General features: G+C 54.4%; 23 protein-coding genes. 6 read left to right on the top strand and 17 right to left on the bottom strand.

The annotated features are described in order from the left end of the window. Nucleotides 1-65 precede the first annotated feature (65 nt). The 6 genes from CCY01nite_RS14770 to CCY01nite_RS14745 form a co-directional block, all read right to left on the bottom strand. The gene (locus tag CCY01nite_RS14770) at nt 66-644 is read right to left on the bottom strand and encodes an RNA polymerase sigma factor (RefSeq protein ID WP_146863076.1); all 579 of its coding nucleotides are present in this window, start codon (nt 642-644) and stop codon (nt 66-68) included. Between the two features lie 155 nt (nt 645-799). Beyond that, nucleotides 800-2,023: a sugar MFS transporter gene (locus tag CCY01nite_RS14765; RefSeq protein WP_146863073.1), complete on the bottom strand. Its 1,224-nt coding sequence runs from the start codon at nt 2,021-2,023 to the stop codon at nt 800-802. Nucleotides 2,024-2,110: 87 nt separating this feature from the next. Then, complete coding sequence (locus CCY01nite_RS14760; protein ID WP_146863071.1) at nt 2,111-3,472, bottom strand: acyl-CoA dehydrogenase family protein; 1,362 nt, start codon at nt 3,470-3,472, stop codon at nt 2,111-2,113. A gap of 153 nt (nt 3,473-3,625) precedes the next feature. Further along, on the bottom strand, nt 3,626-4,390 hold the full coding sequence (locus CCY01nite_RS14755) for a LytR/AlgR family response regulator transcription factor (RefSeq protein ID WP_246129943.1): 765 nt from the start codon (nt 4,388-4,390) through the stop codon (nt 3,626-3,628). Next, the gene (locus tag CCY01nite_RS14750) at nt 4,387-5,403 is read right to left on the bottom strand and encodes a sensor histidine kinase (protein WP_146863069.1); all 1,017 of its coding nucleotides are present in this window, start codon (nt 5,401-5,403) and stop codon (nt 4,387-4,389) included. Before CCY01nite_RS14750 ends, CCY01nite_RS14755 begins: the two co-directional genes overlap by 4 nt. A 77-nt stretch (nt 5,404-5,480) precedes the next feature. Beyond that, nucleotides 5,481-6,383, bottom strand: a complete 903-nt coding sequence (locus CCY01nite_RS14745) for an SDR family NAD(P)-dependent oxidoreductase (RefSeq protein ID WP_146863066.1) — start codon at nt 6,381-6,383, stop codon at nt 5,481-5,483. A 113-nt stretch (nt 6,384-6,496) separates the two neighbouring features. Between CCY01nite_RS14745 and CCY01nite_RS14740 the strand changes: the two genes are divergently transcribed. Next, nucleotides 6,497-7,891, top strand: coding sequence for an arylsulfatase (locus CCY01nite_RS14740; RefSeq protein WP_146863063.1), 1,395 nt, complete (start codon nt 6,497-6,499; stop codon nt 7,889-7,891). Nucleotides 7,892-7,953: 62 nt separating this feature from the next. Here CCY01nite_RS14740 and CCY01nite_RS14735 read toward each other — a convergent pair whose 3' ends face one another. From CCY01nite_RS14735 to cobA, 5 genes are all read right to left on the bottom strand, one after another. Continuing rightward, on the bottom strand, nt 7,954-8,190 hold the full coding sequence (locus tag CCY01nite_RS14735) for a hypothetical protein (RefSeq protein ID WP_146863060.1): 237 nt from the start codon (nt 8,188-8,190) through the stop codon (nt 7,954-7,956). 19 nt (nt 8,191-8,209) lie between these two features. Beyond that, nucleotides 8,210-8,650, bottom strand: coding sequence for a hypothetical protein (locus tag CCY01nite_RS14730; protein WP_146863057.1), 441 nt, complete (start codon nt 8,648-8,650; stop codon nt 8,210-8,212). A 141-nt stretch (nt 8,651-8,791) separates the two neighbouring features. Beyond that, nucleotides 8,792-10,015 (bottom strand): multidrug effflux MFS transporter, encoded by a 1,224-nt coding sequence (locus tag CCY01nite_RS14725; RefSeq protein WP_246129942.1) that lies wholly within the window; start codon nt 10,013-10,015, stop codon nt 8,792-8,794. Nucleotides 10,016-10,057: 42 nt separating this feature from the next. Then, nucleotides 10,058-10,747, bottom strand: a complete 690-nt coding sequence (locus CCY01nite_RS14720) for a Crp/Fnr family transcriptional regulator (protein WP_146863054.1) — start codon at nt 10,745-10,747, stop codon at nt 10,058-10,060. Beyond that, nucleotides 10,722-11,519: a uroporphyrinogen-III C-methyltransferase gene (cobA, locus tag CCY01nite_RS14715; RefSeq protein WP_146863051.1), complete on the bottom strand. Its 798-nt coding sequence runs from the start codon at nt 11,517-11,519 to the stop codon at nt 10,722-10,724. Before cobA ends, CCY01nite_RS14720 begins: the two co-directional genes overlap by 26 nt. Nucleotides 11,520-11,783: 264 nt before the next feature. On the opposite strand from cobA, the gene CCY01nite_RS14710 reads away from it, so the two are divergent. From CCY01nite_RS14710 to egtD, 5 genes are read left to right on the top strand one after another with little or no spacing between them, the layout of a single operon-like run. Continuing rightward, nucleotides 11,784-13,169, top strand: coding sequence for a mercuric reductase (locus CCY01nite_RS14710; protein ID WP_146863048.1), 1,386 nt, complete (start codon nt 11,784-11,786; stop codon nt 13,167-13,169). Next, nucleotides 13,162-13,887, top strand: a complete 726-nt coding sequence (locus tag CCY01nite_RS14705) for an ABC transporter ATP-binding protein (protein ID WP_146863045.1) — start codon at nt 13,162-13,164, stop codon at nt 13,885-13,887. The genes CCY01nite_RS14710 and CCY01nite_RS14705 overlap by 8 nt, the downstream gene beginning before the upstream one ends. A 7-nt stretch (nt 13,888-13,894) precedes the next feature. Further along, complete coding sequence (locus CCY01nite_RS14700) at nt 13,895-15,463, top strand: ABC transporter permease/substrate-binding protein (RefSeq protein WP_146863043.1); 1,569 nt, start codon at nt 13,895-13,897, stop codon at nt 15,461-15,463. Beyond that, complete coding sequence (gene egtB / locus CCY01nite_RS14695; protein ID WP_146863040.1) at nt 15,460-16,608, top strand: ergothioneine biosynthesis protein EgtB; 1,149 nt, start codon at nt 15,460-15,462, stop codon at nt 16,606-16,608. The genes CCY01nite_RS14700 and egtB overlap by 4 nt, the downstream gene beginning before the upstream one ends. 13 nt (nt 16,609-16,621) lie before the next feature. Beyond that, nucleotides 16,622-17,599 (top strand): L-histidine N(alpha)-methyltransferase, encoded by a 978-nt coding sequence (gene egtD / locus CCY01nite_RS14690; protein ID WP_146863037.1) that lies wholly within the window; start codon nt 16,622-16,624, stop codon nt 17,597-17,599. A 16-nt stretch (nt 17,600-17,615) separates the two neighbouring features. Here the strand turns inward: egtD and uxaC are convergent, their stop codons facing one another. Genes uxaC through CCY01nite_RS14660 form a run of 6 tightly spaced genes read right to left on the bottom strand, consistent with a single transcriptional unit; the run spans nt 17,616 to nt 26,202 of the window. Further along, nucleotides 17,616-19,025, bottom strand: a complete 1,410-nt coding sequence (gene uxaC / locus CCY01nite_RS14685) for a glucuronate isomerase (RefSeq protein WP_146863034.1) — start codon at nt 19,023-19,025, stop codon at nt 17,616-17,618. Nucleotides 19,026-19,049: 24 nt separating this feature from the next. Next, nucleotides 19,050-20,519 carry a tagaturonate reductase gene (locus CCY01nite_RS14680; protein WP_146863031.1) on the bottom strand — a complete coding sequence of 490 codons (1,470 nt, stop codon included), beginning with the start codon at nt 20,517-20,519 and terminating at the stop codon, nt 19,050-19,052. Between the two features lie 2 nt (nt 20,520-20,521). Then, nucleotides 20,522-21,691, bottom strand: a complete 1,170-nt coding sequence (locus CCY01nite_RS14675; protein ID WP_146863028.1) for a glycoside hydrolase family 88/105 protein — start codon at nt 21,689-21,691, stop codon at nt 20,522-20,524. After that, complete coding sequence (locus CCY01nite_RS14670; protein ID WP_146863025.1) at nt 21,691-23,151, bottom strand: glycoside hydrolase family 28 protein; 1,461 nt, start codon at nt 23,149-23,151, stop codon at nt 21,691-21,693. Before CCY01nite_RS14670 ends, CCY01nite_RS14675 begins: the two co-directional genes overlap by 1 nt. After that, nucleotides 23,148-24,461: a pectate lyase family protein gene (locus CCY01nite_RS14665; RefSeq protein ID WP_146863022.1), complete on the bottom strand. Its 1,314-nt coding sequence runs from the start codon at nt 24,459-24,461 to the stop codon at nt 23,148-23,150. Before CCY01nite_RS14665 ends, CCY01nite_RS14670 begins: the two co-directional genes overlap by 4 nt. After that, a complete protein-coding gene (locus CCY01nite_RS14660; RefSeq protein ID WP_146863019.1) occupies nt 24,451-26,202 on the bottom strand; it encodes a RagB/SusD family nutrient uptake outer membrane protein in 1,752 nt (583 codons plus the stop codon). Before CCY01nite_RS14660 ends, CCY01nite_RS14665 begins: the two co-directional genes overlap by 11 nt. Between the last annotated feature and the right edge of the window lie 11 nt (nt 26,203-26,213).

Raw genomic sequence — 26,213 nt, 5'->3', positions numbered from 1 at the left:
GTTTTTTTTGGGGAACACCGCAAATTGAGCGGCAGATAACGGTGGATGTAGGCCGGGGAATGTGTTCAGGAGGTGGGAAGCTGCAACACAGGGTCCAGCGTTTTCCATATTTTTTTCAGGGCGATGGTGATCTGCACGTTCACGGTAGCCGCGGAAATATCCAGCAGGTCCGCCACTTCGGCGTAGCTAAGCCCTTCCTCCTTTACCAGCATGAAAATTTCCTGGCAGCGGGGTGGCAGGGCACGGATGGCGTCACGGATAAAAACGAGCTGCTCCTTGGAGATGAGGAAGTCTTCCGGGGTGGGCATCCCGGCGTTCCTGGCGGTCACTTCCCAGTTATAGTGGCCGGCGGACCGCCGGTTGTTCTGCTTGATGTAATTCAGGGCGGTATTCCTGACGGATTTGTAGAGGTAGTATTTGAGGGCGTTCACCGCGGGAAGGTTGGCGCGCTGCCGCCAGAGTTTCACAAAAACATCGGATACGATCTCCTCCGCTTCCTCCATATTGCCCATCATGCTGCAGGCGAAGCGGTGCAGGGACGGGCTGAAGTGTAACACGAGCTTTCTCAGCGCCTGCTGATCGCCGCGTTCCAGTTGCTGCACATATTGAAATAATATTTTTTCCGCCGTTTCAGGCTGTGGCATAACGTGGCAAATTACACTGGTGAAAGTGAATGTCTGGTTGCAGTAAATTAAGTCTTTTCTCCGGAATTTACACCATGAAAACTTCTTACTGCAACCCTACTTTCACGTATTGCCAAAAAAATATCAGGCTTCGCTATTTTAGTATTGACGGCACTTTATTTTGTGCGGTAAAGCCTGTAGCCGAACAGGAAGATGACGGTATAGCAGATGATCGGCAGGTAGTAAGCATGCGCCACATCTTTGTCCGCCAGCATACCCATGAGCGGCGGGAACACCGCACCGCCTACAACGCCCATCACAATGAAGGAAGACGCGCGCTGCGTATGGGCGCCGAGGTTCTTCAGGCCCAGGCTGAAGATGGTGGGGAACATGATGCTGAAGAAGAAGTTGATCATCAGCAGGGCGATGAAAGAAGGCCATCCCCAGCTCTGCGCCACGATCACGCACATCAGGATGCTGCATGCGGCGAAGGTTGCGAGCAGTTTGTTGGGGGCGATGAACTTCATCAGGTAGGTTCCCGCGAAGCGGCCGGCCATCATCATGACCATGCTGAGGGCAAAGTAATGCGCCGAGCGCTCATCCGTAAAGCCCATCTTCTCCACACCGTAATTAATAAAGAAAGCCCAGGTGCCGCCCTGTGCCGCTACGTTGAAGAACTGCGCGATGGCCGCCCAGATGAAATGGCGGTGCTGGATCAATTTTTTACCCGGCTCCAGGTCCACATTCACGGCTCCTTCTTCCACCGCGGCGGCCGAAGCGGCATGCGGGTCTACCAGTGGCGGTACTTTTACGAAAAAGAACGAAACTGCCACCATGGCGATCACCAGCCCGATGAAAATGTACAGCAGCTTCACCGAATCCAGCCCTACGCTTTCCGTATTCCCGAAGATGAAATGCGCACCGAGCAAAGGGCCGATCACAGCGCCCAAAGCATTGAACGACTGCGCAAAGTTGATACGCTGGTCACTCGTCCGCTGATCACCCAAAGAAGCCACGAACGGATGCGCCACCGTTTCCAGCGTAGCCAGCCCACAGGCCAACACGAACAAGGCTACCCGAAAGAACAGGAAGGATTCCGCATTGGATGCCGGCACGAACAGGAACGCTCCCGCAGCGTACAGGAACAGGCCGAGCAATACGCCGTTCTTGTACCCGAACCGCTTCATGAACAACCCCGCGGGAATACCCATCACGAAGTAAGCGCCGAAAATGGAGAACTGCACGAGGCCGGACTGCGCCTTCGATACATCCAGCACATTCTGGAAATGTTTGTTCAGCACATCGCCCATCGTAATGGCAATGCCCCATAGCATGAAAAGAGAAGTAACGAAAATAAAGGTGACGATGAATTTCCTTTCCGTGAATTTAGGTGTTGACATAGATAAAAGTGGAATTAGAAGGGGTAAGATATAAAAATTCCTTTCCCCGTACTAGCCTGGTTAAAAAAGTACTATTCACCGTTAAATCTATACGAAGGCGCTGAAACCGGTAATCGCCCTGCCTACGATCAATGAATTGATCTCCTTCGTGCCTTCATAGGAATAGATCGCTTCCGCATCGGCCACGAAACGAGCCACGTTATGGTCCAGCAGAATGCCGTTGCCGCCCATCACCTCCCGCGCCTGGCTCACGATATCGCGCGTACGGAGCGAGCAGAACACCTTGGCCAGGGAAGCATGTTCATCCTTCAGCATGCCCTGGTCCTGCAATTCCGACAAACGGAACACAAGGGATTGCATGGCGGTGAGGTTAGACAGCATTTCTACCAAATGGTTCTGTATCAGCTGGAAGGACGCAATGGGCTTGCCGAACTGCTTGCGTTTGCGGGTATAGTCCAGCGCATTTTCGTACGCGCCGCGCGCGCATCCTACCGCCATCCAGGCCACGCCCGCGCGGGTCATCTGCAGTACCCTGGCGGTATCTTTAAATGAATTGGCATCCTGCAGCCGGTCCTTCTCCTCCACCACGCAATCTTTCATGGTGATCAGTCCGTTCTGCACAATGCGCAGCGCCATTTTCCCTTTGATCTTTTCCACTTCAAAGCCCGGCGTATCCTTGCGCACAAGGAACCCTTTCACCTCCCCGTCGTCCAGGTCCTTTGCCCAGATAACCGTTACGTCCGCGAAGGGCGCGTTGCCGATCCATTTCTTCTGCCCGTTCAACACCCAACCATCGGCCGTACGTTTAGCCGTGGTAGTGAGCCCGCCCGCGGCGCCGGAGCCTACTTCCGGTTCCGTCAACCCGAATGCGCCGATGATCTTCATCTGCTGCATGCCGGGCAGCCATTCCTGTTTCTGCGCTTCCGAGCCGCACATATAAATAGAGCCCATCGAAAGCCCGCTTTGCACACCGAAGAACGTGGCAATGGAAGCATCCACCCGCGCCATTTCCATGGCAATAATGCCTTCCATGAGGAAAGATTTACCGGGACAACCGTATCCTTTATAGGTAACACCGCAGAGGTCCAGCTCCGCGAATTTCGGAATGATCTCGAAGGGAAAATCGTCATGCAGCCAGTAGTTATTAACGATCGGTTGTATCTCGCGTTCCATGAACTCGCGTACTTTCAGCTGCACGGCGCGGTCTTCTTCGCTTAAACGGAGGTGCAGCTCATAAAAATCACCGTTGATCACCGGCAGCTCCTTCTTTTTTCCGCCGCCGCTGTTCATCATCTTCATCAACCCTTTCAACTGACTGTCATCCAGTTTTGAGAAACCGTCCATGACCTGTTGCAGGTCCACTTTCTGCGAGAGCTTGCTCAGCTTGTCAAAATCAATGCTTTTAAACAGCTTGTAAGCGTTCCTGATCTTTGAGAATGTTCCGGACATAATAATGGCTTTTCGATGAATGTCAAAGCTATTAAAAAAATCAACATCCCCTTAAAAAGGGAAAGCCCGCTAACATCAGCAGGCAGTAACGGGCTCCCCTGGGCGCGACGGGAACGCGCTTTATCTTTGACCGGCATCGTATATACGGTGCCGTTAGCTGTTCATCCAGTCCCGGAAAAACGGCGCGCGGGCTTTACTGACCAGGATATGCTCCGGCGCGGGCGCTTCCATGTTGAGCAGCAGCCGTCCATTGAAATAAAAATCCACTTCCAGGATGTATTTACGCTGCACGATGAACTGCCGGTTGGCCCGGAAGAAATCAGCCGGGTCCAGCAGCTGCTGCAGCTCTTCCAGCGTATGATCTATAAAATACTGTTTGCGCTCCGCGGTGCATGCCTGCACGACTTCGGATTTGGAATAAAACCAGGCAATGCCGGCCACGGGCACCGGTATCAGCCGGTCGCGGTAATGCACCAGGAAAGACCGTTTGTAAACGGGCGCCTGCTGCAAAGCCTGTATCATGTTCTTCAGGGCGGTAACGTCCGCGGGGGCCTGCGTCCAGCGTTTGTACTTATCCAGCGCGCGCTCAATGTCTTCCCGGAGAAAAGGCTTCAGCACATAGTCGATCCCGTTGGCGCGGAAGGCTTTGAGCGCGTATTCATCAAAAGCGCTGACGAACACGACCGGCTGCATGATATTCACGCGGTTGAATATTTCGAACGAAAGCCCGTCCGCCAGCTGAATGTCCATAAAAATAAGATCGCACCTGTTATCCGTCAGCCAGCTCACAGAAGCATCCACGGAAGGAAGCGTTGCCACGATCTCCACGGCGGCGTCCACGTCCTGCAATACAAAAGCCAGGTTCCGCGCGTTCACGGGCTCGTCTTCTATGATCAGTATGCGCAATGATTTCATCATGCCGTGGGCAGTTTAACAATGAACTGATCGTTGGTCATGCTTACCGTCACGGCTCTTCCCATCAGTATCCGGAAGCGTTCATGCAGGTTGTGCAAACCGAGGCCGGACGAAGCGGTCATGCCCCGCACCGGCTGCAGGTTGTTCGCTACCACCAGGTCGGCGCCCGCCGTGTAGATGTCTATCCGCAGCGGTTGCGCGGGCGTAGCGAGGTTATGCTTGGCGGCATTCTCCACCAGCGGCTGCAGGCAAAAATGCGGGACCATCCTGGTGGCGAATTCCGGCGGAACATCCACGGATATGCAAATGCCTTCTTCAAAACGCATCTTCAGCAAAGCGGTGTAGGAAGATAATTGCCGCAGCTCCTCCCCAACGGTCACCATCGGCTGCGAAGCCTGCAACAGGTTCCGGAAAACCCTGGACAGGTGGGCGATGTAATCCTGCGCTTTGGCGGGGTCTTCGCGGGTGAGGCCGGACAAGGTGCTGAGCGCGTTGAAGAAGAAATGAGGATTGAGCTGTTGCTTCATCAGTTCCAGTTCTGTTTCCGCGCTTCTGCGCATGACCTGTTCCTTTTCCGCTTCGTGCCGCCGGGTTTCCCTGATCTGGTAGATAATCCGCACGATCAGCACTTCCAGCAGCACGCAAATGCTGAAACGGAGGAAGTAAGCGCCGCGTACAAAGTTGATGGCGATGGGAGGATGAAAGAGCCATTTGTGCAGCTGGATGGCTGTTATACAACAGACCAGCAGCAACAGCAGGTTTTGCCAGATGTACGGGCGGAATCTTTCCGTTCCGTCCCTGCGCAGGGAAGGCAGCCAGTGCAGGTTCATCCGGAAACAGGCCAACCCGAACAGGGCCGTGATGCATACCAGGTAAAGGAATTCCCACAAGTCAAAGCTCACGAACCGCCTCGCCAGGCTGCCTTCAAATATCAGCGCCAGCTTGGGAAGATTGACGAGCAGCGCAATGACCGCCACACTGTATAATACGATCCTGTTTTCCAGCTGTTTGTTCACGGCTGTAAATATGCGAAAAAACACCGGAGTATGTCCGGCCGCGGCGGCTGAAGCTGTAAAACCGGGGGGTGAAATGTCTACGGAAGATCCCCGTCACTACCGCCGGTCCTTTCATTGATGCGTTCCCGCTCTACCCGGGAGGCAGCATGTCCGGGCGTTACCGGCTCTCCCGCTTTTTCACTGGGCTCGTTCTGCTTGCGCGCATTGGCGGTGCTGGCTTTTGTGCCAAGGAGGTCGTTCATGAAAACATGCATTTTGGTCTTTGCCCCGGAGATGATCTTGTTCTCGCCTTTCATCAGCGCTTCGTAGCCGTCTTTCGCTACTTCTTCCGGCGAGGCCAGCGCGGTTTCGCGGTAAACGTAGGTATCTTCCTGGTGCGCCTTGTGGAAGAAGTCGGTATCCGTGGCGCCGGGAAGCAGTACAGTGAGGGTAATGCCGGTATCTTTCAGTTCGTTGGACAATGCCGCGCTGAATGACAGCACGAAAGCTTTGGTAGCGGCGTAGACGGACAGCAGCGGCATGGGCGTGGTGCCGGCCTCGGAGCCTACCTGCAGTATCTTTCCTTCATTCCGCTGCAGCATGTCTTCCAGGTAATATTTGGTAAGGGAAAGGAGGGAAATGATGTTGAGCTGGATGATATCGATATCTCTTTCGATGCTGGTTTCCACAAACGGCCCCCATTCTCCCTGCCCCGCATCATTGACCAGCACGTCCACCGTAATCCCCATTTCCTTGGTGGTTTCGTACAGCTCGCGGGCCGCGGCGGGACGGAAAAGATCTTTCGGAACGGGCGTTACCTCTACGGTGTAGGTCTGCTTCAGCAGATCGGTCACTTCCTGCAGGCGTTGTTTGTTGCGGGCCACGAGTATCAGGTTATAGCTGTCCGCCGCGAAACACTTCGCCAGCTCAAAACCGATGCCGCTGGTAGCGCCCGTGATCAGGCAGTATTTGTTCCGGTTATGCTTGTTGATAGTAGGCATGATATGGTTGTTTGCGTGATGAATATATGTAAAGGCATCCTCCATCAAATACAGGGCCACCGCATTTGACAGCAATATATTTTACAGTATATTGAGCGATAAAAATTCCCGGGATGAAAATCTTCCATCTGCTGGCGGCATGCCTCCTTATACATACGGCTGCGGCCGCGCAGCAACCGCCCAATATCATATTTATCCTTGCCGACGATCTTGGTTATGGTAACCTGACGAGCTACAATCCTTCGCATAAAGTTCCCACACCACATATCGATCAGCTGGCGAAAGAAGGCACCCGCTTCACGCGGTTCTATTCCGGCAGCCCGGTTTGCGCACCGAGCCGCTGTGCGTTGATGACGGGGAAACACATGGGGCATGCCTATATCCGCGGTAATGCGGGGCAGGCGCTACGCCCGCAGGACACCACGCTTGCAGAGCGCCTCCGGGCAAACGGTTATGTAACGGGCATGTTCGGCAAATGGGGGCTGGGAGAAGCCGGCACCACCGGCGCGCCGGAGCATAAAGGGTTTGATGCTTTCTTCGGTTACATCAACCAGACGCATGCGCATCATTATTATACCAATCGCCTTTTTGAAATACAAAACGGGCAGTCCGTGAAAGTGCCTGTAGATACCACCGCGTACTCAGACGAGCTGATACTGCAGAAAGCGCTGGGCTTCATCCGGGAAAATAAAAACAAACCTTTCTTCCTCTACCTCCCGCTGACCATCCCGCATGCGGAACTGCACGTGCCGGAGCCTTACATGCAGCGCTTCCGGAACGAAGACGGCAGCAGCAAGCTGGGACCGGAAATGCCCTTCGTGCAGAAAGGGAAAGTCACCTACCGCTCGCAGGAACAGCCGCATGCGGCTTTTGCAGGGATGATCACGAAGCTGGATGATGATGTGGCGCGTGTAATGGCGCTGGTAAAGGAACTTGGACTAGACAACAATACTTACGTATTTTTCACGAGCGACAACGGCCCACACCGCGAAGGCGGCGCCGATCCGGAGTTCTTCAACAGCAGCGGGCCGTTGAGGGGCATCAAGCGCGACCTGTATGAAGGCGGCATCCGCGTGCCGATGATCGTGCGGGCGCCGGGCAAAGTACCCGCGGACGTGGTGCGCGACGATATCTGGGCATTCTGGGACGTACTCCCTACGTTGTGCAGGCTCACCGGTACACGCACGCCGGAGAATATCGACGGGCTTTCATTCACCCATGCGCTGACGGGTAAAAGGCAGCCCGTCAAACATCCCTGGCTGTACTGGCAGTTTTATGAAAAGCAATACTACAAAGAAGCCATCGTACAGGGGCACTGGAAATTGGTGCGCCTGAAAAAGGCGGATCAGCCCGAAACCGTTGAACTGTACGACCTGAGCAGCGACACCGGCGAAACGCGCAACCTTGCGGCCACACAGCCCGCCAAAGTGAAGGAGTTGCTGGCCGTCGCGCGGCAGGCAAAAACACCCGCGGAGAACAAAGCCTTTCAGTGGCCGGGAACGGAATAAAATAGGGCTGACCATCACTTTCTGGTCAGCCCCCTCACATGTTTACACCCTTGCAATACTCATCAATCATGACCAAGCTGTTTCACTAGCTTATTGTAAATGCCAAATAGCAGGAACGGCGCGGCCCATTGCCCGATGAACAGGCTGGTGTGTTTCCTGCCCATGCATTGCAGTGACAACGATACGGTCATTGCGCCAATGGCCGCCCATAAAAAGAGGTCGGAAGGCATTTTCGCCGTTTGCTCCTCTATCGCTTCCGCCATCTTTCCTTCTTCATGTTGGGGATTGAATTTCTTCATAAGAATATTTTTATGGTGATCAATCGGTGTCGCTGTCACTGTAAGCATTGTTCTCTTCATCTTCCGCCCCGGTGGCTTCGCTTTCATCGTCCAGCTCACTGCCGGGAACGTCCAGGTCGTCTACCGAATCTTCTTCATTGAGCGGTTCACCATCCGCATCCCGGTTGTCCAGCGCCGCCTGCTGAAAATTCCTTTCATCGCGGTAGGCGGGGTCTGCGTTGGCGCTTTGTTCCAGCAGTTCCCTTTCCTCATCGCTTACGTCCGCGTCGTTCACTTCGTCCAGCACGCCTTTTCCTTCTTCGTCGTCAGACGAGGCGGTGGTGTCTGCCAGTTCACCGGCGGGTGGCGGATCGATGTTTTCCTGACCGGGGATGTCTTTTACTTCCGGCAATTCCATATTCACTTCTTCCGGCTGCATGCGTTTTTCATCGCGGGCATTATCACTGATATCTTTTTTCATAGCGCTTTTTTCAATAGAAGAGTAAAATTCTGTGCCACCTTTAACAGCAGCGCAAACAGGGTCAAAAGCGTGGTACCTGTGGAGGAAATTGCTCAACAGCATTGCGCAGGATGAGCATTTTCAGCGGCATTAGCGGGGCTTTCAGGAAAGAGGCGGACTTCCGGCCCTGACGCTGCTCCTGCGGCCGATCAGGAGGATAAGAAGCGCCAGTACGGCGGCGGCGGCCATGGTGCCCGCCATCGGCACAGCGCTCATTTCTTCGAACAAGCTCACTACCACGGAGGCCAGCGCGCCCATGCCCATTTGCAGGGCGCCCAGCAGGGAGGAGGCGCTGCCCGCGTTCCGCTCAAAAGGTCTTAGCGCCAATGCGGACATATTAGGAAGAATAAGCCCCAGGCAGCTTAACAGTACAAATAACACGATGATCGTTCCATATAACCCGAACCATCCGTTCATCGATCCAATTACGAACAATAAACCCGCTACCACCTGCCCCGCCAGCGCCACCGGCACGATCTGCGTGCTTTCAAACCACCTCAGCAACAGGCTGTTCAGCTGGTTCGATCCGATGAAGCCAACGGACAACAAGGCAAAGACCCATCCGTAGGCCTTATCGCTCAGGCCAAACACGTTCATGAACACTTTCGGCGAGCCGGATACATAGGCGAACAAAGCGCTGAACGCCACCGCGCCGGAAAATGCATACGTGTAGAACAGCGGCTCCTTTACAACGGCTACAAAATTCAGGATGATGGGCTTCGGTTTCAGGGAAAGGCTGGTATCCGGCTTATAGCTGTCCGGCAGCCAGAAGATGGTGGACAGCAGGATGGCTACGCCCATCCCGCAAAGGATGATGAACACCACATGCCAGTGCATCGCGCTGGTAACGTATCCTCCGATCGTGGGCGCCACCATGGGCGAAGCGCCGACCACCAGCATCAGCAGGGCAAACACTTTCGCCGTCTGGTTCACCGGGAAAAGGTCACGCACCATGGCCATCGCCGCCACGGTGGCGGCGCAGCTGCCAACGGCCTGCAGAAAGCGAAGGGCGATCAATCCGTCTATGGTATTGACGAACACGCAGCCAATGGAAGTAGCGATGTATAAAGCAAGACCGGCGTACAGGGGCGGCTTCCGGCCGAAGCGGTCCAGCAGCGGGCCGTATAGCAGTTGTCCCGCTGAAATGCCGATGAAGTAACTGGATAACGTAAGCGCCACGGTGGAAACATCCGTGTGCAGGTCTTTTGCAATGGCCGGGAACCCCGGGAGATACATGTCTATGGTAAATGGTCCCAATGCGGTGAGGGAGCCAAGGATCAGAATAAGTGAAAAATATTTTGATCCGCTCATTGATTCAGATGCCAACCTATTAGTATTTGTGCAAAGATGCGGATATTTATTCCATTCTCAATCTTCGCCGGTCAGCTGTTGCAGCTTTTCTTCCTGCCTGATGGTGATATGCTTGCCGGACACCGCGATGATATGGTCATTGATCAGTTCGTTCAGCATCCGGAAGGTGGTTTCGTAAGTGGCGCCAACGTAGGAAGAAAGGTCCTGCTTGCTGAGCGGGAACGCAATGAAGCCATCCTTGTCGAGCCCGAATTTGTTTTTTAATGCGAGCAGGGCGTTGGCCAGTCGGCCTTTTACAGACATATGCGCCAGGTTGCGCATGCTTTTTTCCGATTCCATCAGCTCCTTTGCGTAGAACTGCATCAGTTCATAAAGCAGCTCATGATTTACTTTCAGGCTGGCGTTAAAAAAATCAATTTCAAAAAAGCAGACGGAAGAGGGTTCCAGCGCCGTGGCGGTAACGGGATAGACCAGCTCTGTACCAATGCCGCGGTGCCCCACAATATCTCCTTCCCTTGCAAAACGCACGATCAGCTCTTTGCCGTCCGCCCAGTGTTTATGCACTTTTACCCTTCCTGACGAAAGGAAGAAGATCCCCGTCACCGCATCCCCTTCTTTAAAAATGGTATCGCCCTTCTTCAGTATAAAATTTTTCTTGTGCGCGTGAATGGCCGGCAGCCACTCTTTCATGCCTCTTCTGCATAAAAGGCAGGTTTGCAGATCACATCCTTGCTTGTCTTTCTTCATTTCCTGTAATTACATTCCGATATTCATGCCGCTCCTGCAACATTTCCAGGAGCTGCGCGCGCACGTTCACCACTTCTCCCACTACGATGATAGCGGGATTGGTGATGCCTTCCGCTTCCGCCACCAGCGCAATGTCCCGCACAGTGCCGGTTATAAAACGTTCTTCCGCGGTCGTGCCGTTCTGGATGATCGCAACTGGCGTGTATTCCTTACCGTTAGCAGCGAAAATATCCATGATCTCCGCGAGGCGGCTCATGGCCATCAGGATGACCACGGTGGCGGTAGACTGCGCCGCCAGCCGGATGTCGCCGGAGATATCGCCGGTGCGCGTGGTGCCGGTGGTGATCCAGAGGCTTTCCGCGGTACCTCTGCAGGTAAGCGGCAGCATTTGCATGGCCGGAACGGCCAGCGCGCTGGAAATGCCGGGCACCACCGTCACCGGGATACCCGCTTTGCGCGCAGCTTCGATCTCTTCCACGGCCCTGCCGAAGATGAACGGATCTCCGCCTTTCAGCCGCACTACATGCCCGTGCGCATAAGCCATCTCCACGATCAGGTCATTGATCTCCCGCTGTGATAAGGCATGACAGCCGTAACGTTTACCCACGAACTGCGTGAGCGCGCCGGGAGCCGCATATTGTAAAAGATCCTGGTTGACCAGCGCATCATATAATATTACATTTGCCTGCCGGATGGTGTTGATCGCTTTCAGGGTGATCAGCTCCGGGTCCCCCGGCCCCGCACCGACCAAAGATAATTGAGGATTTGGCATAATTAATGCATTACATAAATTTTTATACAATTCTTATCAGTTGACTTAATTATAAAATTATAAAAATTTCTTTGTTTTTATGATATAAGTCATATATTTAACGAACGATACAGATCATTTTCCATAAATTATATTACATATAAATATTATTAATTTGATTGTCTTATAAGTTCCAGGTTACTTTTTATACATCCCTGCGGCAGGTACATCTCCTTGTACCTGCTTTTTTATGCTAACAGGTATGGTAGTTGTTGTTACCCGGCTATGAAACGCTACGACGCCATCATCATCGGGTCCGGGCAGGCCGGCAATCCCCTTGCAAAGCAACTCGCCAAAGCCGGAAAGAAAACCGCCATCATCGAAAAAAGCTTCGTGGGCGGCACCTGCATCAACAGTGGATGTACGCCAACCAAAACCATGATCGGAGCCGCCAGGATGGCCTATATGGCGAAGCGCGCGCAGGAGTTCGGCGTTCCTTCAGACCCCGCGCAGATAGACTTCAAAAAGGTCTTGGACCGGAAAAACGAAGTGGTGAGCAGCTTCCGGGAAAGCGCACTCAAAGCGTTAACGGAAACACCGGGGCTGGACCTGCTAACCGGCGCGGCTTCCTTTACCGGCCACAAAACCCTGCAGGTACAGTACACAGACGGCAGCACCGAAACGCTCGCAGCAGAACTGATATGCATTAACACAGGCGCCCGGCCCGTCATACCACCGGTAAAAGGATTGACGGACGTTCCATACCTCACCTCCACTACCCTGCTGGACGTGGGCGAAAAACCGGCGCACCTGCTGATACTCGGCAGCGGCTACATTGCCATGGAATTCGGACAGATGTTCCGGCGCTTCGGCTCGGAAGTGACCATCCTCGAACGCGCTCCCCGCATTCTCACCAAAGAAGACGAAGACGTGGCCGAAGCGGTGGCGGAAATTTTAAAGGAGGACGGCATTACCATCATCACCTCCGCGCAGGTGAAAGAAGCGGCCCGGCAACAGGAAAAGATCAGCCTGACGTTTGAAGTGGACGGAACAAAACAGACGGTCAGCGGCTCACATTTGCTCATCGGCGCCGGCCGCGCGCCGGATACAGGCACGCTGCAACTGGCCCAAACCGGCGTAGCAACCGATGAGAAAGGTTACATCATCGTAAACGACCAGCTGGAAACAAACGTGGAAGGCATCTACGCCCTCGGCGATGTAAAAGGCGGCCCCGCTTTCACGCACATTTCCTACAACGATCATCTCATCGTTGCGCAGCACATCCTTGAAAAAAAACATTCCTCCATCAAAAACCGCCCTGTGCCTTACTGCATGTTCACCGACCCCGAGCTTGGCAGAATAGGGCTCACTGAAAAAGAAGCCGGTGAGAAAGGATTTAACATAAAAGTTGCTAAATTACCCCTTACAAAAGTGGCCCGCGGCATTGAATCCGGCGAAACACGCGGGCTCATGAAAGCGGTGGTGAATGCGGATACCGGGCAGATACTGGGCGCATCCATCCTGTCCGTCAGCGGCGGCGAGATCATGTCCGTTCTCCAAATAGCGATGATGGGGCATATGACTTATGATGAAATACGCAATAATATTTTTGCACACCCTACTTTTACGGAATCATTGAATAATCTGTTTATGACACTGGATAATGATTGAAGTAGAGCACCTCCATAAATCCTTTAACGGCACCATTGCGGTAAGGGATATATCATTTGAAGTGAACAAGGGCGAAAACCTTATACTCCTGGGCACCAGCGGTTGTGGAAAAACCACCACATTGCGGATGCTCAACCGCCTCATTCTGCCTACATCCGGCAACATCCGTATCAACGGGCAGGACGTGCGCTCCGCGCAACCCGAAAAGCTGCGCCGCGGCATCGGTTACGTCATGCAGCAGACCGGCCTGTTCCCGCATTATACCGTGGCGGAGAATATCGCCATTGTGCCGAAGCTGGAGAAATGGCCGAAGGAAAAGATCGCGGAGCGTACGCGAACCTTGATGCAAAAGCTGGGGTTGTCGTACGAAGAGCAGGCGCACATGTTTCCTCATGAGCTGAGCGGCGGGCAGCAGCAGCGCGTGGGTATTGCAAGGGCGCTGGCGGCTGATCCGCCGATATTATTGATGGATGAGCCTTTCGGCGCGCTGGACCCTATCACCCGGCAAAAGATCCGGAATGATTTTAAGGAAGTGGACGAACTGAAAAGAAAAACTATCGTGATGGTCACGCATGACGTGCAGGACGCATTTGCCCTCGCCAGCCGCATCTGCCTGATGGACAAAGGTTCCATCGTGCAGCTGGGCACGCCGGAGGAGCTGCGGGAGCAGCCGGTGAACGATTTTGTCAGCCGCTTTCTGAAAGGAGAATATAACTAGCTGGATTATGAACGCATTTTTTGAATTTCTGCAATCACAGTCGGACAAGCTGATACAGCAAACGCTGACGCATATCAGTCTGACGATGGTATCAGTGATGATCGCCATCGTGATCGGCGTGCCGCTCGGTATATTGGTGGCGCGCAGGCCGAAGCTGGCCGGCGCTGTGCTCGGTTCCGCGGGCGTGATGCAGACCATTCCCAGCATTGCGCTGCTCGGGTTCATGATACCATTGCTCGGCATCGGTCCGCAACCCGCCATCGTTGCGCTGTTCCTCTATGCCCTGCTGCCCATCATCCGGAATACCTATACCGGCATCACCGGCGTGGACGCTACCGTGATAGAAGCGGCCAGGGGCCTTGGCATGAGCAGCAGCCAGATACTTTTCAAAGTGGAACTGCCACTGTCCATGCCCGTGCTGATCGCGGGCATCCGGACGGCCACCGTGATCAACGTGGGCGTGGCTACACTGGCGGCTTACATCGCGGCGGGCGGACTGGGAGAATTTATCTTCGGCGGCATTGCCCTGAACAATACCAACATGATCCTCGCCGGCGCCATCCCCGCGGCTTTGCTGGCGCTGCTTTTCGATTTCCTGCTTTCCCGCCTGCAAAAGTTCAACTGGCGGAAATACAAGCTGAAAGCTGGCATCATCGGCATTGCGGCAATTTCACTGCTTTTCTTCTCCATGCTGCCATCGGCCACGAAAGGCAAGCTGCTAGCCGGCTTCACGCCGGAATTCATGGGGCGCACGGATGGGTATCTAGGCCTGAAGGAACATTATCATCTGAATATCCGCACCGTGGTGATCAATGATGCGGTGATGTACCAGGCCATGTATGAAGGCAAGCTGGATGTGGTCAGCGGATATAGTACCGACGGACGCATCCGCTCGTACAACCTCGTTACGCTGGAAGACGACCGACACATCTTCCCACCCTACTTTGCAGCGCCGGTGATACGCACCTCCGCGCTGGAAAAATACCCGGAGCTGGAAGCAACGCTGAACCTGCTCGCGGGCAGGATCAACGATTCCATTATGACGATGCTGAACTACCGCGTGGACTTCCTGAAAAAAGCGCCTGCCACAGTGGCGCGTGAATTCCTCGAAACACAGGGCCTTTACCAGCCGCCGCGCAGCGGAAGCAAAGGCATGGTGCGCATCGGCTCCAAAATATTCACCGAACAATACATCCTGGTAGAAATGTACAAAATGCTGATCAAAGGGTATACGGACCTGGATGTTTCCTCCAAAACCGGTCTCGGCGGCACGAAGATATGTTTCGATGCGCTCGTCAACGACCAGATCGATCTGTACCCGGAATATACCGGCACCGGCCTCCTCGTGATCCTGCAACCGCCTGCCATACTTGTCAGTGAACTGACAAAAAGCAAGGATAGTGTGTATAATTACGTTCGGGAACAATTCTTGCGGCAATATGATCTTCGCTGGCTGCAACCCATCGGCTTCAACAACGCCTATGCGCTGATGATGCGGAAAGGGACCGCGGAGGAATTGCAGATCAATAGTATTTCGGACCTCACCGCTTACCTGGAAAAAAATAACAAAAGATGAACCTGCTTACACAATACAAAACCGTGCGGCAATTGACAGAAAGCATCTGCAAGCCTTTACAGAAAGAAGATTACGTGGTGCAACCGGTGGTGGACGTGAGCCCGCCGAAATGGCACCTTGGGCATACGACCTGGTTCTTCGAAACACTGATACTGAAAGCCCACGCCAAGGGCTATACGGAATACGACACGAATTTCAATTTCGTTTTCAACAGCTACTACGAAAGCCTCGGCGCGCGGGTGATCCGCACGCAGCGCGGCAACCTCAGCCGCCCGACGGTAGACGAGATATACCTGTACCGCGCGCATGTGGACAAAGCCATGGAACAATTGCTGGCCGGTCCGGTCAGCAGGGAGCTGGAAACGCTGATCGTACTGGGCTGCAACCACGAGCAGCAGCACCAGGAGCTGCTGTGGACGGACATCAAATACATCCTCGGCCACAATCCCCTGTTCCCCGCTTACAGCGATCAGCCGCCAAAGGCACACCGGAAAACGTCGCGTTCCCCCCTCGCGCAGATACAGGAAGGGCTGTACGATATCGGGTACGACGGTGATGACTTCTGTTATGATAACGAGCAGAACCGGCACCCCGTTTACATCCAGGATTTCATGATGGCCACGGAGCTGGTGACGAATGAGGAATACCTCGCTTTCATCAACGAAGGCGGCTACAAGAATTTTGTGCACTGGCATGCGGAAGGATGGGACTGGGTCAGGAATAACAACATAGAAGCGCCGTTATACTGGCATTTTATAGAAGGGCAATGGTTCAATTATACGTTACAGGGATTGCAGCCTGTGCGGATGGACGACCCGGTGATACACGTGAGCTATTACGAAGCGGCGGCTTACGCGGCCTGGCAGGGAAAGCGCCTGCCTACGGAATTTGAATGGGAAGCGGCAGCGGACCGCTTTACCTGGGGCGCCTGCTGGGAGTGGACGGAAAGCGCTTACCTCCCCTATCCCGGCTTTACCCGGGCGGAAGGCGCCGTGGGAGAATATAACGGCAAGTTCATGGTCAACCAGAAAGTGCTGCGTGGCGCATCCGCCTTCACTTCGCCGGGCCATGCGCGGGTCACTTACCGGAATTTTTTCCATCCGCATTTACGCTGGCAGCTAACCGGCATCCGGCTTGCACAGTAAAAACAAAAACGTTATGAGTACAGCAGCTACGGCAAGGAAACAGGCGTCTTCTTTTCTGAAGGATGTGATCACGGGGCTCAACGCAAGCCCAAAATACCTCTCGTCGAAATATTTTTACGACGCGAAAGGCGACGCGCTTTTCCAGCAGATCATGCAATGCAGGGAATACTATCTGACGCGCTGTGAAATGGAAATACTTTCCCGGCAGTCCGGGGACATGGCGGCGGTGCTTGCCGCTTCCGGCGGCGAACCTTTCGATCTCATTGAACTCGGCGCCGGCGATGCTTCCAAATCATTTCACCTGCTGAAGGAACTGCTGCACCGCGGCACGCTGCACCGTTATTACCCTATCGATATATCCGCCAATATCATCGCGCACCTGGAACATACGCTGCCGGCCAAATTACCGGGACTGCAGATGGAAGGGCTGAACGGCGATTACCTGGAAATGCTGCAGCAAACGCGGAACTATGCGCGGCGGAAAAGAGTGATCATGTTCATGGGCGCCAGCATCGGCAATTTCACGCCACCGGAGGCATTGCAGTTCTGCTGCAAGCTGCGCCAGCAAATGCTTCCCGGCGACATGCTCATCATCGGTTTCGATCTTAAAAAACATCCGCGGATCATCCTGCCGGCCTACAATGACGCGCAAGGCATTACCAGGGCGTTCAACCTCAACCTCCTCCACCGCATCAACCGCGAGCTGGAAGCCAATTTCAACGCCGATAATTTCGATCATTACCCCGTATACGATCCGCAATCCGGCAGCTGCAAAAGCTATCTCATCAGCCTGACGGAACAGGTGGTGGAAATCGGCGGAGGGATGGCAACGGTAAGATTCAAAAAAGACGAGCCCCTGTACATGGAGATCTCGCAGAAATACACGGTGGAAGAGATCCACCAGATGATGGAAAGCGCCGGCTTTTCACCTGTGCGGCAGTTCTACGATAGCAAAAGGTGGTTTACAGACACCGTCTGGCAGTGCCTGTAAACCTTTGTTCACTGTTTTATTCCGACATCCAATTAAAATATCGTACGGCGTTGTGATAACAAACCTGTTCCACCATGCTGCCCACCCATTTGATATCGTTGGGCAACTCTCCTTTCTCGATCTCCTCTCCGAACAGGTTACAAAGAATACGGCGGAAATACTCGTGGCGGGGGTAGGACAAAAAGCTCCTTGAATCCGTCAGCATCCCCACAAAGCGGCTCAGGAGGCCCATGTTGCTGAGGGCGTTGAGCTGTTTGATCATCCCGTCCTTCTGGTCCAGAAACCACCAGGCGGAGCCGAACTGCACTTTGCCGGGGAAGCTGCCGTCGTTGAAATTGCCTGCCATGGTAGCCATCAGCTCATTGTCAGACGGGTTCAGGTTATAGATGATGGTCTTTGCCAGCTGGTCGTTTGCATCCAGGCGGTTGAGGAATTTCGCGAGGGCTACGGCCTGCGGGAAATCCCCGATCGAATCCCAGCCGGTATCCGGTCCCAGTTGCCGCAGCATACGGCTGTTGTTGTTACGCAAGGCGCCGAGGTGGTATTGCTGCACCCATCCCTTTTCATGGTCCCACTGCGCAAAGACGGTCAGCATAGCGGATTTGAATTTCGACTGCTCTTCCACTGACAGTGCCTTGCCGCTGCGTATCTTCGAGAATGCGGCGGCGATCTCCTGCTCCGTGTAGTCGTCCGCGTAAATTCGTTCAAGGCCGTGGTCTGAAACAGAACATTCCATCGACGCAAAGTAATCGTGCCGCTGCTTCAGCGCGTCCAGGTATTGCTGGTATGTGACGATCGCTATGCCGGAAGCGGCTTCCAGCCGTCCGAGATATTGATTGAACGTTGCGGCATCTTCCACGGCCATCGCTTTGTCCGGCCGGAAAGCGGGCAGCACACGGATGCCGATCCCTTCTTTTTTGATCTGCCGGTGATATTCCAGCGAATCCACGGGGTCATCGGTTGTGCAGACAACTTTCACCTGCATTTTATGCAGCAGGTTCCTGACGGAATATTCTTTCGATTGCAGTTTTTCCGTGCAGGCAGCGTAAATGCCGGCGGCGGATTGTGCGTTTAAAATATTATGCACGTCAAAGTAACGCTGCAGTTCAAGGTGCGTCCAGTGATAGAGTGGGTTGCGCATGGTGTACGGTACGGTTTCCGCCCATTTCGCGAACTTCTCTTCGTCCTTTGCATCGCCGGTGCAGAAGCGCTCGTTGATGCCGTTGGTACGCATGGCGCGCCATTTATAATGATCTCCGTATAGCCATGCCTGAGTGAGATTGCCGAAGTTGATGTCCCCCGCGATCTGGTCCGGCGGGAGATGGCAATGATAATCGATCACGGGCATGTGCTTCGCGAAATCGTGATACAACTGTTGTGCGGTTGGTGTTTCCAGTAAAAAGTGCTCGTCCAGGAACTGTTTCATCAGATAATTTTTATCATGCCGGTTTCATATAGTTTGTACGGTATGTTTACGCAATGCCGCTTTTGCGCCTTCCTGCATGATCGTTTGCAGATCGGCGGCTACGGCGGAATAAAATCCGGGTAACAGGGTCAGGTCTGTTTCCCAGAAAGCCTTGTCTGTCATTGTATGCAGCACCACTTCTTCGGGGCGCAGCGTTTGCCAGCGCCTGCTGAAGACGCCGGCTTGCCCGTCCGTTACCTCATGCCCTTCGCCTTTCATGAACCACAGGTATGCCGCGAAGCCGAACGCGAACAGCGGCGGTGGCGTATTGGATGTTTTATAGTGCTGCAACAGCAGCGGAATGCAGCGCATCTTCATCTTTGAACTGTATTGCGCGGTGATGCTTTTCCAGAGATGATGGATATGCGGATTGCGGAAGCGGTCCAGCACGCTGGCGCTGAATGCCGCTGCAAGTGATCTCTCCACAGGGAATGGAATTGACACTGCCAGCTCCTGCATCATAAGGTCCTGTATATATACGGACATCGCGGGATCGTCCATTGCCTGCTTCACTGTATCGATACCCGCCAGGAAAGCCGGGCCGCAGCTGAGCGTATGTGTGCCGTTCAGCAGGCGCAGCTTCAGTTCGCGGTGCAGGTTGATGTCCGGCACAATAGCGATCTCCTCATTGGCCTCCGCAAAACTTAACACCTTGCGGATATGCGCATCGCCTTCTATCGCCCAGAGGCTGTACGCCTCCGCCATGCAAAGCAGCTTGTCGCGGTACCCGAACTCCGCTTCCAGCGCGGCCTGTTGCGCCGCATCCGGCTTACCCGGTACAATGCGGTCTACCAGCGAATTACAAAAGTGGTTATGCTTTTCCAGCCATTCAATGAACTCCTCCGGAAGGCTGTTCAGGTGCGCCAGCTCCAGCACGATGGATTCCAGCTTCTTTCCATTGTCCGGCACCAGCTCCGTAGGCACGATCACCATGCCGCTGTGAGGGCTTCCGCCGAAAGCCTGAAAGCGTTCATACAGGAATGCCAGCAGCTTGCCGGGAAAGGACAGGGGCGGATGACGGCGGATATCATCGTTAACAAGCTGTATGCCCACTTCCGTTGTATTGGAAATGATCACCTGCATGCCGCCATCATGTGCGCATTCCAGTATCTCTTCCCAATCTTCCTGCGCGCTCAATACCCGGCTGACAGCCGCGTTGATGCGGTTCTCCTCTACTTTCTTTCCCTGGCGGATGCCCCGCACACAAAGTGTATACAGGTTGTCCTGCTGCTCAAAGGCGGAAGTATCACCCTGGCTGGTGGATTTCACCACCACCACCCTGCCATTGAAAATTCCTTTCCGGTTAGCCTTGTCGATATAATCATCCGGCAATCCCCGCAACAATACGCCTGTACCGAACTGCAGCACTTTCTCGGGCAGGCTGAATATCGATTCATCCGGCACGTCTACCGTACCCGGCACAATATTCTTCAACGTAAATCTTGACAAGATCATATTTATTCCATTTCATTGGCAGCCTGCAGAAATGATCCAACTCCCTTGGGATCGTCTACCACTACCTTTTCACGCATATAATATTCAAAACTGCCGTCCCGGTAAGGCTTCCCGCCGAGACCCGATACGCTCACCGTACCATGCAGGTGTATATATCCCTGTTCATCTTTTTTGATAAATGTTTTGATGATACCCTTGTATCCCTTCGAAGCCACTTTCCGGTATTTTGCCGGCAGCAGCCCGAGCCGCACACCCTTCGCCAATGCATACACGAACATGCAGGAGGCGGAAGCTTCCAGGTAATTCTTTTCTTTATGGGGCAGGTCGATGATATCCCACCAGAGGCCGGATTTGCTATCCTGATACTTCGCCACCGCTGCGGCGAGCCGTTCAAGAATGGCTGTGAGCTGTGCTTTGCCGGGATGCGTATCCGGAAAATGTTCCAGCGCATCTACCAGCGCCATCGCGTACCAGCCCATGGCGCGGCCCCAAACGTGCGGGGAGCGGCCGGTTTGCGGGTCCGCCCATTTCTGTTCGCGGGATTCATCGTAACCATGATACAGCAAGCCGGTTTTCGTATCGCGGGAAACGGCCTCCATCAATGTGAACTGCCGGGTGATATCATTGAAGATGCTGTCTTCCCCGAAAGCCACCGCATATTCCGCGTAGAACGGCTGCGCCATGTACAAGCCGTCCAGCCACATTTGCCAGGGATAGATCTTCTTATGCCAGAAGCCGCCGGCCTTTGTGCGGGGGTGCAGCTGCAGCTGATGACGCAGCGTTTCCGCTGCCTTGCGGTATTTTTCTTCGCCCGTCACTTTGTAGAGCAGCAGCAGGTTGCGGCCCGGCATCACGTTATCGATGTTGAAATCCTGCTGCTTGTAGGTGCGGATGGTGCCGTCCGGCTGCACAAAATGGTCCATGGATTGGCGGATGTACGCCAGGTAAGCATCGTCATGGGTGCGCCGCCACAGCGCTTCTATGCCGCGCAGCACCACGCCCTGGTCATAAGTCCACCGCACCGGCCTGCCGGGGTGCATGGACAGGGAATCCTTCCATATATGCATAACCGTAGCCGCCATTTCCTTCGCGTATGATCTTTCCTGCGCCTGCGCCCATCCGCTGCAAAGCAGCAGGCAGCAAAGCAGCGTGTATCTTTTAATGCCCAACATCAGTTATTGTAGGTTTTATTCAGTAATTCCCCGGCGGGTGTATCTCCGGTAATGACCCGTATATTCTTCAACGTTACCTGCTCCGCTTCGGTCACCTCCACGCCTTTTTTGGCTTTCAGCACCATGTCCTGCATCGTTATGTTGCGGATGTTCATCTCCGGCAATCCCCGGATGAAAATGGCGGTACCCGCGCCTTCGCATACCACGTTGCGGATGGAAAAATTCCGGAACTGCGGGGTGGCTTCGGTCACAGGGAACTGCTCTACCTTCGGCGCATCGCGCTGCTCGCCGGACAAGGGCACGGGGTCTTTCGCCATATAGTACATGTCAAAGAGAATGGCTTCCGCCACAATATCTTTCATGTTGATGCGGTTGATGTGGATGTTCTCCACAATGCCGCCTCGGCCACGGGTAGTTTTGAAACGCAGGCCGATGTCCGTACCCATGAACGTACAATCCTCCACGTAAATGTTACGCGCTCCGCCGCTCATTTCACTGCCGATCACAAACCCGCCGTGCGCGTGATATACGAGGTTATGCCGCACCCATACGTTTTCGGTAGGCACACCTCTTTTGCGGCCGGCCTCATCCCTGCCGGATTTGATGCAGATCGCATCATCGCCCACATCAAAGGTGCTGCCTTCTATCAGCACATTTTTGCAGGATTCCACATCAATGCCGTCGCCGTTCTGGGCGTACCAGGGATTTTTCACGAAGATGTCGCGCACGGTAAGCTGATCGCAGAGCAGCGTGTGGAGGCACCAGGCCGGGGAGTTCTGGAAAACAACGCCTTCCAGCAATATCTTTTTACATTCCGTCAGCACCAGAAGGTTCGGGCGCAGGAAGTCCTTGATGGACTGAAAATGCTCCGGTGAATGTTCGGGACTGATAACACCGGGGTTCTTCATTTTGGAACCTTTTTTCATGCCTTCGGAAGGATACCAGGTGTTCTTGTCATCGCTGAGCACGCCGCCGGAAGCTACCAGCTTTTTCCATTGCGAATCTGTGAGCTTCGCTCTTTTAACGACCCGCCATACATCCCCGTTCCCATCGATGATCCCTTTGCCGGTAATGGCGATATTTTCCGCTTTCGTGGCGGATATGGGCGACTGGTTGCGCATTTGTTCAAGCCCCTCCCAATTGCCTTCTACCAAAGGATACTGGTGCTTGTCCGCCGTAAACTGCAGCAAGGCGCTCTTCAGCAGGTGCAGGTTCACATTGCTTTTCAGTGTAAGCGGCCCCGTTAGCCACAACCCCGCGGGCACCAGCACCACGCCGCCGCCCTTCCGGTGGCATTCGTCGATGGCGGACTGGATGGAGCGGGTGTTCAGCGTCATGCCGTCCGCCTTCGCGCCGTAGCGGGCAATGGAAAATGTGTCTTTTTTAAAGACCGGCTGCTCCACATCCTGCGCCATCGCAGGCAAACAAAAAAAGCCCGCCAGTGCATAAATCATCTTCATAACAGACTGTTCAGATAAATTTCAATATTGGTGTATCGTTTGTCCAGTGTAAAAGCAACGGCGTCCGCCGCATTATTTTTATCCAGCCCCTTCTCCATCTCCCAGGCATCAGGCATCCCGTCTTCGTCGCTGTCCGCCGCCGCCGGCAGGGAGCGCAGCGATGGCCATCCTCCTACATCCTTTTGCGAATCGATGATCCCGTCTTTCCCTACTGTAGCCACCCCGGAACGCACAGCGGCAATGATCCGCTCATCCACCGCATCGCGGTGCAGGCTGGCGCCGGCTTTTTCCAGCACTTCGTTGTAAGCGTCCGTTGCGCGTTGCGGGGGAATCTCCGTTACCCTGGCCGGTTGCTCGCGCCTTGCCGCAGTTTTATCCGCGCAATGCACACCGGCCCAGTTGTCTTTTGTTACTTCCGTATATCCGTCTACGTAATTTCCGCTGACGTAGAACTTACCATAAGGCGTGTCCGCGGGGTTCAGGATGCGCATGCGCACACTGGTCTTTGTAGCGGGACCGGCCATGTAATAGTTGTCCGCTATATTGTAGTTCCCGCCCTCACCGCCATAGGCGCTGTTAAACACCCAGTTGAAGAGCACGTTGTTGCGGAAATCCACCAGCTCCTTTTCCGGTTCATGCGTATAGCGGGCTCCGCAAAAACGGGGATTGCGGCTGGAATTACTGGCCAGCAGGTTGTGATGAAAGCTGGCGCCCTGGCCGCCCCAGATGCCTCCGTAGCCATGTTCCCCTTTCGGATGTACGGAACTGCGCATGCTTTCTGCAATGATGCAGTACTGCATGGTGAAGTTCACATTGTCGTAAAACGATGCATTTTCGTCTACCGCCCAGCTCATGGAACAGTGATCGATGATGATCTGCCGGTGCCGGATGCCGGTCAGCGCATCATCCGCCTGCCGGTGCTCGTCGCCCAGGCGGAAACGCATGTAGCGGATGATCACATTGTCCGCATTCACATTCACATTGTAATTCCTTATGCAGATGCCGTCTCCGGGCGCGGACTGCCCAGCGATGGTGCAATTACCGTAGTTGATCTTCAACGGCGATTGCAGCGCGATGGTGCCGGATACGGCGAATACGATGGTGCGCGGGAATTTCTGTTTAACCGCCCAACGCAGGCTGCCGGGGCCGTCGTCATCCAGGTTCCGGACGATCAGCACTTTGCCGCCTCTGCCGCCGGTGGTATATTTCCCAAAGCCCTCCGCCCCGGGAAAAGCCGGCAGCAGCTGCGCCGGAGCACAACTGCCGCATAGCTGAATGGTCAATATTGCAAAAAGTGTTCTAATGGCCATAATCCTGTTTCAGCTTCGTGTTGGCATCCAGGATGGATTGGGCGATCGGTAACAGTTCGCTCTTTCCTTCCTCGAATGCGATCGCATAATACCGGAGTATCGTGCTGGTGATGCCGCTGCCGAGCCAGGCCACATTGGTGTAACCGGATGGCGCGGGCGATACCGTGGGTTTATAAAAAGATCCGGCCCAGATCAGGTCCCTGGAGCCTGCTTTGTAATACATCGTCGTGGGCAGATTATTGTAAGGCGCGGTGCGTGCGGCCATGGCGGCGAGCGCTGTTTTTGTTTCCGCGATCTTATCGCCCAGCAGGTTCCAGCGCAGCAGATCGTATTTGCGGATGCCTTCTCCGCCAAATTCCAGCATTCTTTCTTTTACAATGGCGTTAAAGAACGCCTCGTAAGTAGCGGGCGTAGTGCCGATCAGCGATGCGTCGCCACCGAAAGCGCGCAGCCTTACTTCTTCAAAGGCGGAGATGGCGGCGGCAGTGGGACCGTTATTCAGTTCATTGTCCGCTTCCGCGAACATGAGCAGCACATCCGAAAAGCGGATCAGCGGCCAGTTCAGGCCGAAGTACTGCGCGGCGGAAGTAAGGGACACGGGGTTGGTGATCCAGTCCCGGCGGAACTTGCCGTCCACCATCGTTTGCAAGGTGCGGCCTACTTTGTTTTCCGCGGCGTCAATGTTATACGGCGCGCAGGTAACGTCCCTGCGGGTATCTGTGGAATCGAAGGTGTAAAAATAAGTGGGCAGGATGGTGAGGGCGCCGTTCCCGCGGTTATTGTAGCGGGGGCCATTGTAGTAGCCGAGCTTGCTGTCGCCCGTGGCGCTGTTACCGCCGGCCATCGCTACTTCAAAGATGATCTCGCCGGTGGGGTCCAGCTGGTGGGCGCAGACGTTGTCTTTCCACAGCGCTTCAAAGCTGCTGTTCAGGCTGTGATCGCCGCGGTGCTGCATGATCTCGTTACATTCTGCTTTTGCTATTTCGTAGAACTTTTTGTAGTCTGCCGGGCGTTCCATTTGCCTGGATTTGCGGAGGGAGTAGCCGCCGCGGAAAAGGGCGATCCGGGCGCGGAGGGCCCTCACAGCGCCCTGTGTGATGCGCTCGTCGCGGGCGCCGGCTTCTGTGCGCCAGGGCACCAGCGTGGCCGCCGTCGCGAGGTCCGCCAGGATGCGGTCGTAGATCGTATCACGGTCCGTTTTGGCTTTAAAGAGATCTGTTTCCAGCATCGATGGCTGGAAGTGCGCGGCCACATCTCCCCAGTTGCGGATCAGCTCGTAATAGAACTGGGCGCGCAGGGTCAGCGCTTCTCCGTGCAGCCGTTTCAGTTGTTTCTTTTCTTCTTCGGTGCCGCTGGTGTACATCTCCATTTGCGGGATGTAATAGATGCAGAGGTTTGCTCTTTCTATGCCCTGGTACAGCTGGTTGAAAGGCTGCGCCAACTGTGTGTTGTTGGGACTGACATTGTAATGCGCAATATCGCGCCGCTCATTGTCCGGGTACGGCGTGCCGCCCTGCCCCATCATTTCATCACTGTCATATGCATAATACATGCTGATGCGGATGCCGTAACCCTGGTCTCCGGTGAGGGAGCCATAGGCCCCCAACACCGTCATCCGGGCATTGTTCACATTAGAAAAAGCGATGTCCGGGTTGAAAGAGGACACCGGCTCCACCTCCAGGTATTGTTTACAGGAGGTGAAGAGAAATATAACTGGAATAATAAATCTGCCGAGTTTCATGATGTTATCTT

The sequence above is a fragment of the Chitinophaga cymbidii genome (genome assembly GCF_007992715.1).
Taxonomy (GTDB): Bacteria; Bacteroidota; Bacteroidia; order Chitinophagales; family Chitinophagaceae; genus Chitinophaga; species Chitinophaga cymbidii.
The sequence above is the reverse complement of the archived record's forward strand: the minus strand, read 5'-3'. Positions and strand labels throughout refer to the sequence as shown.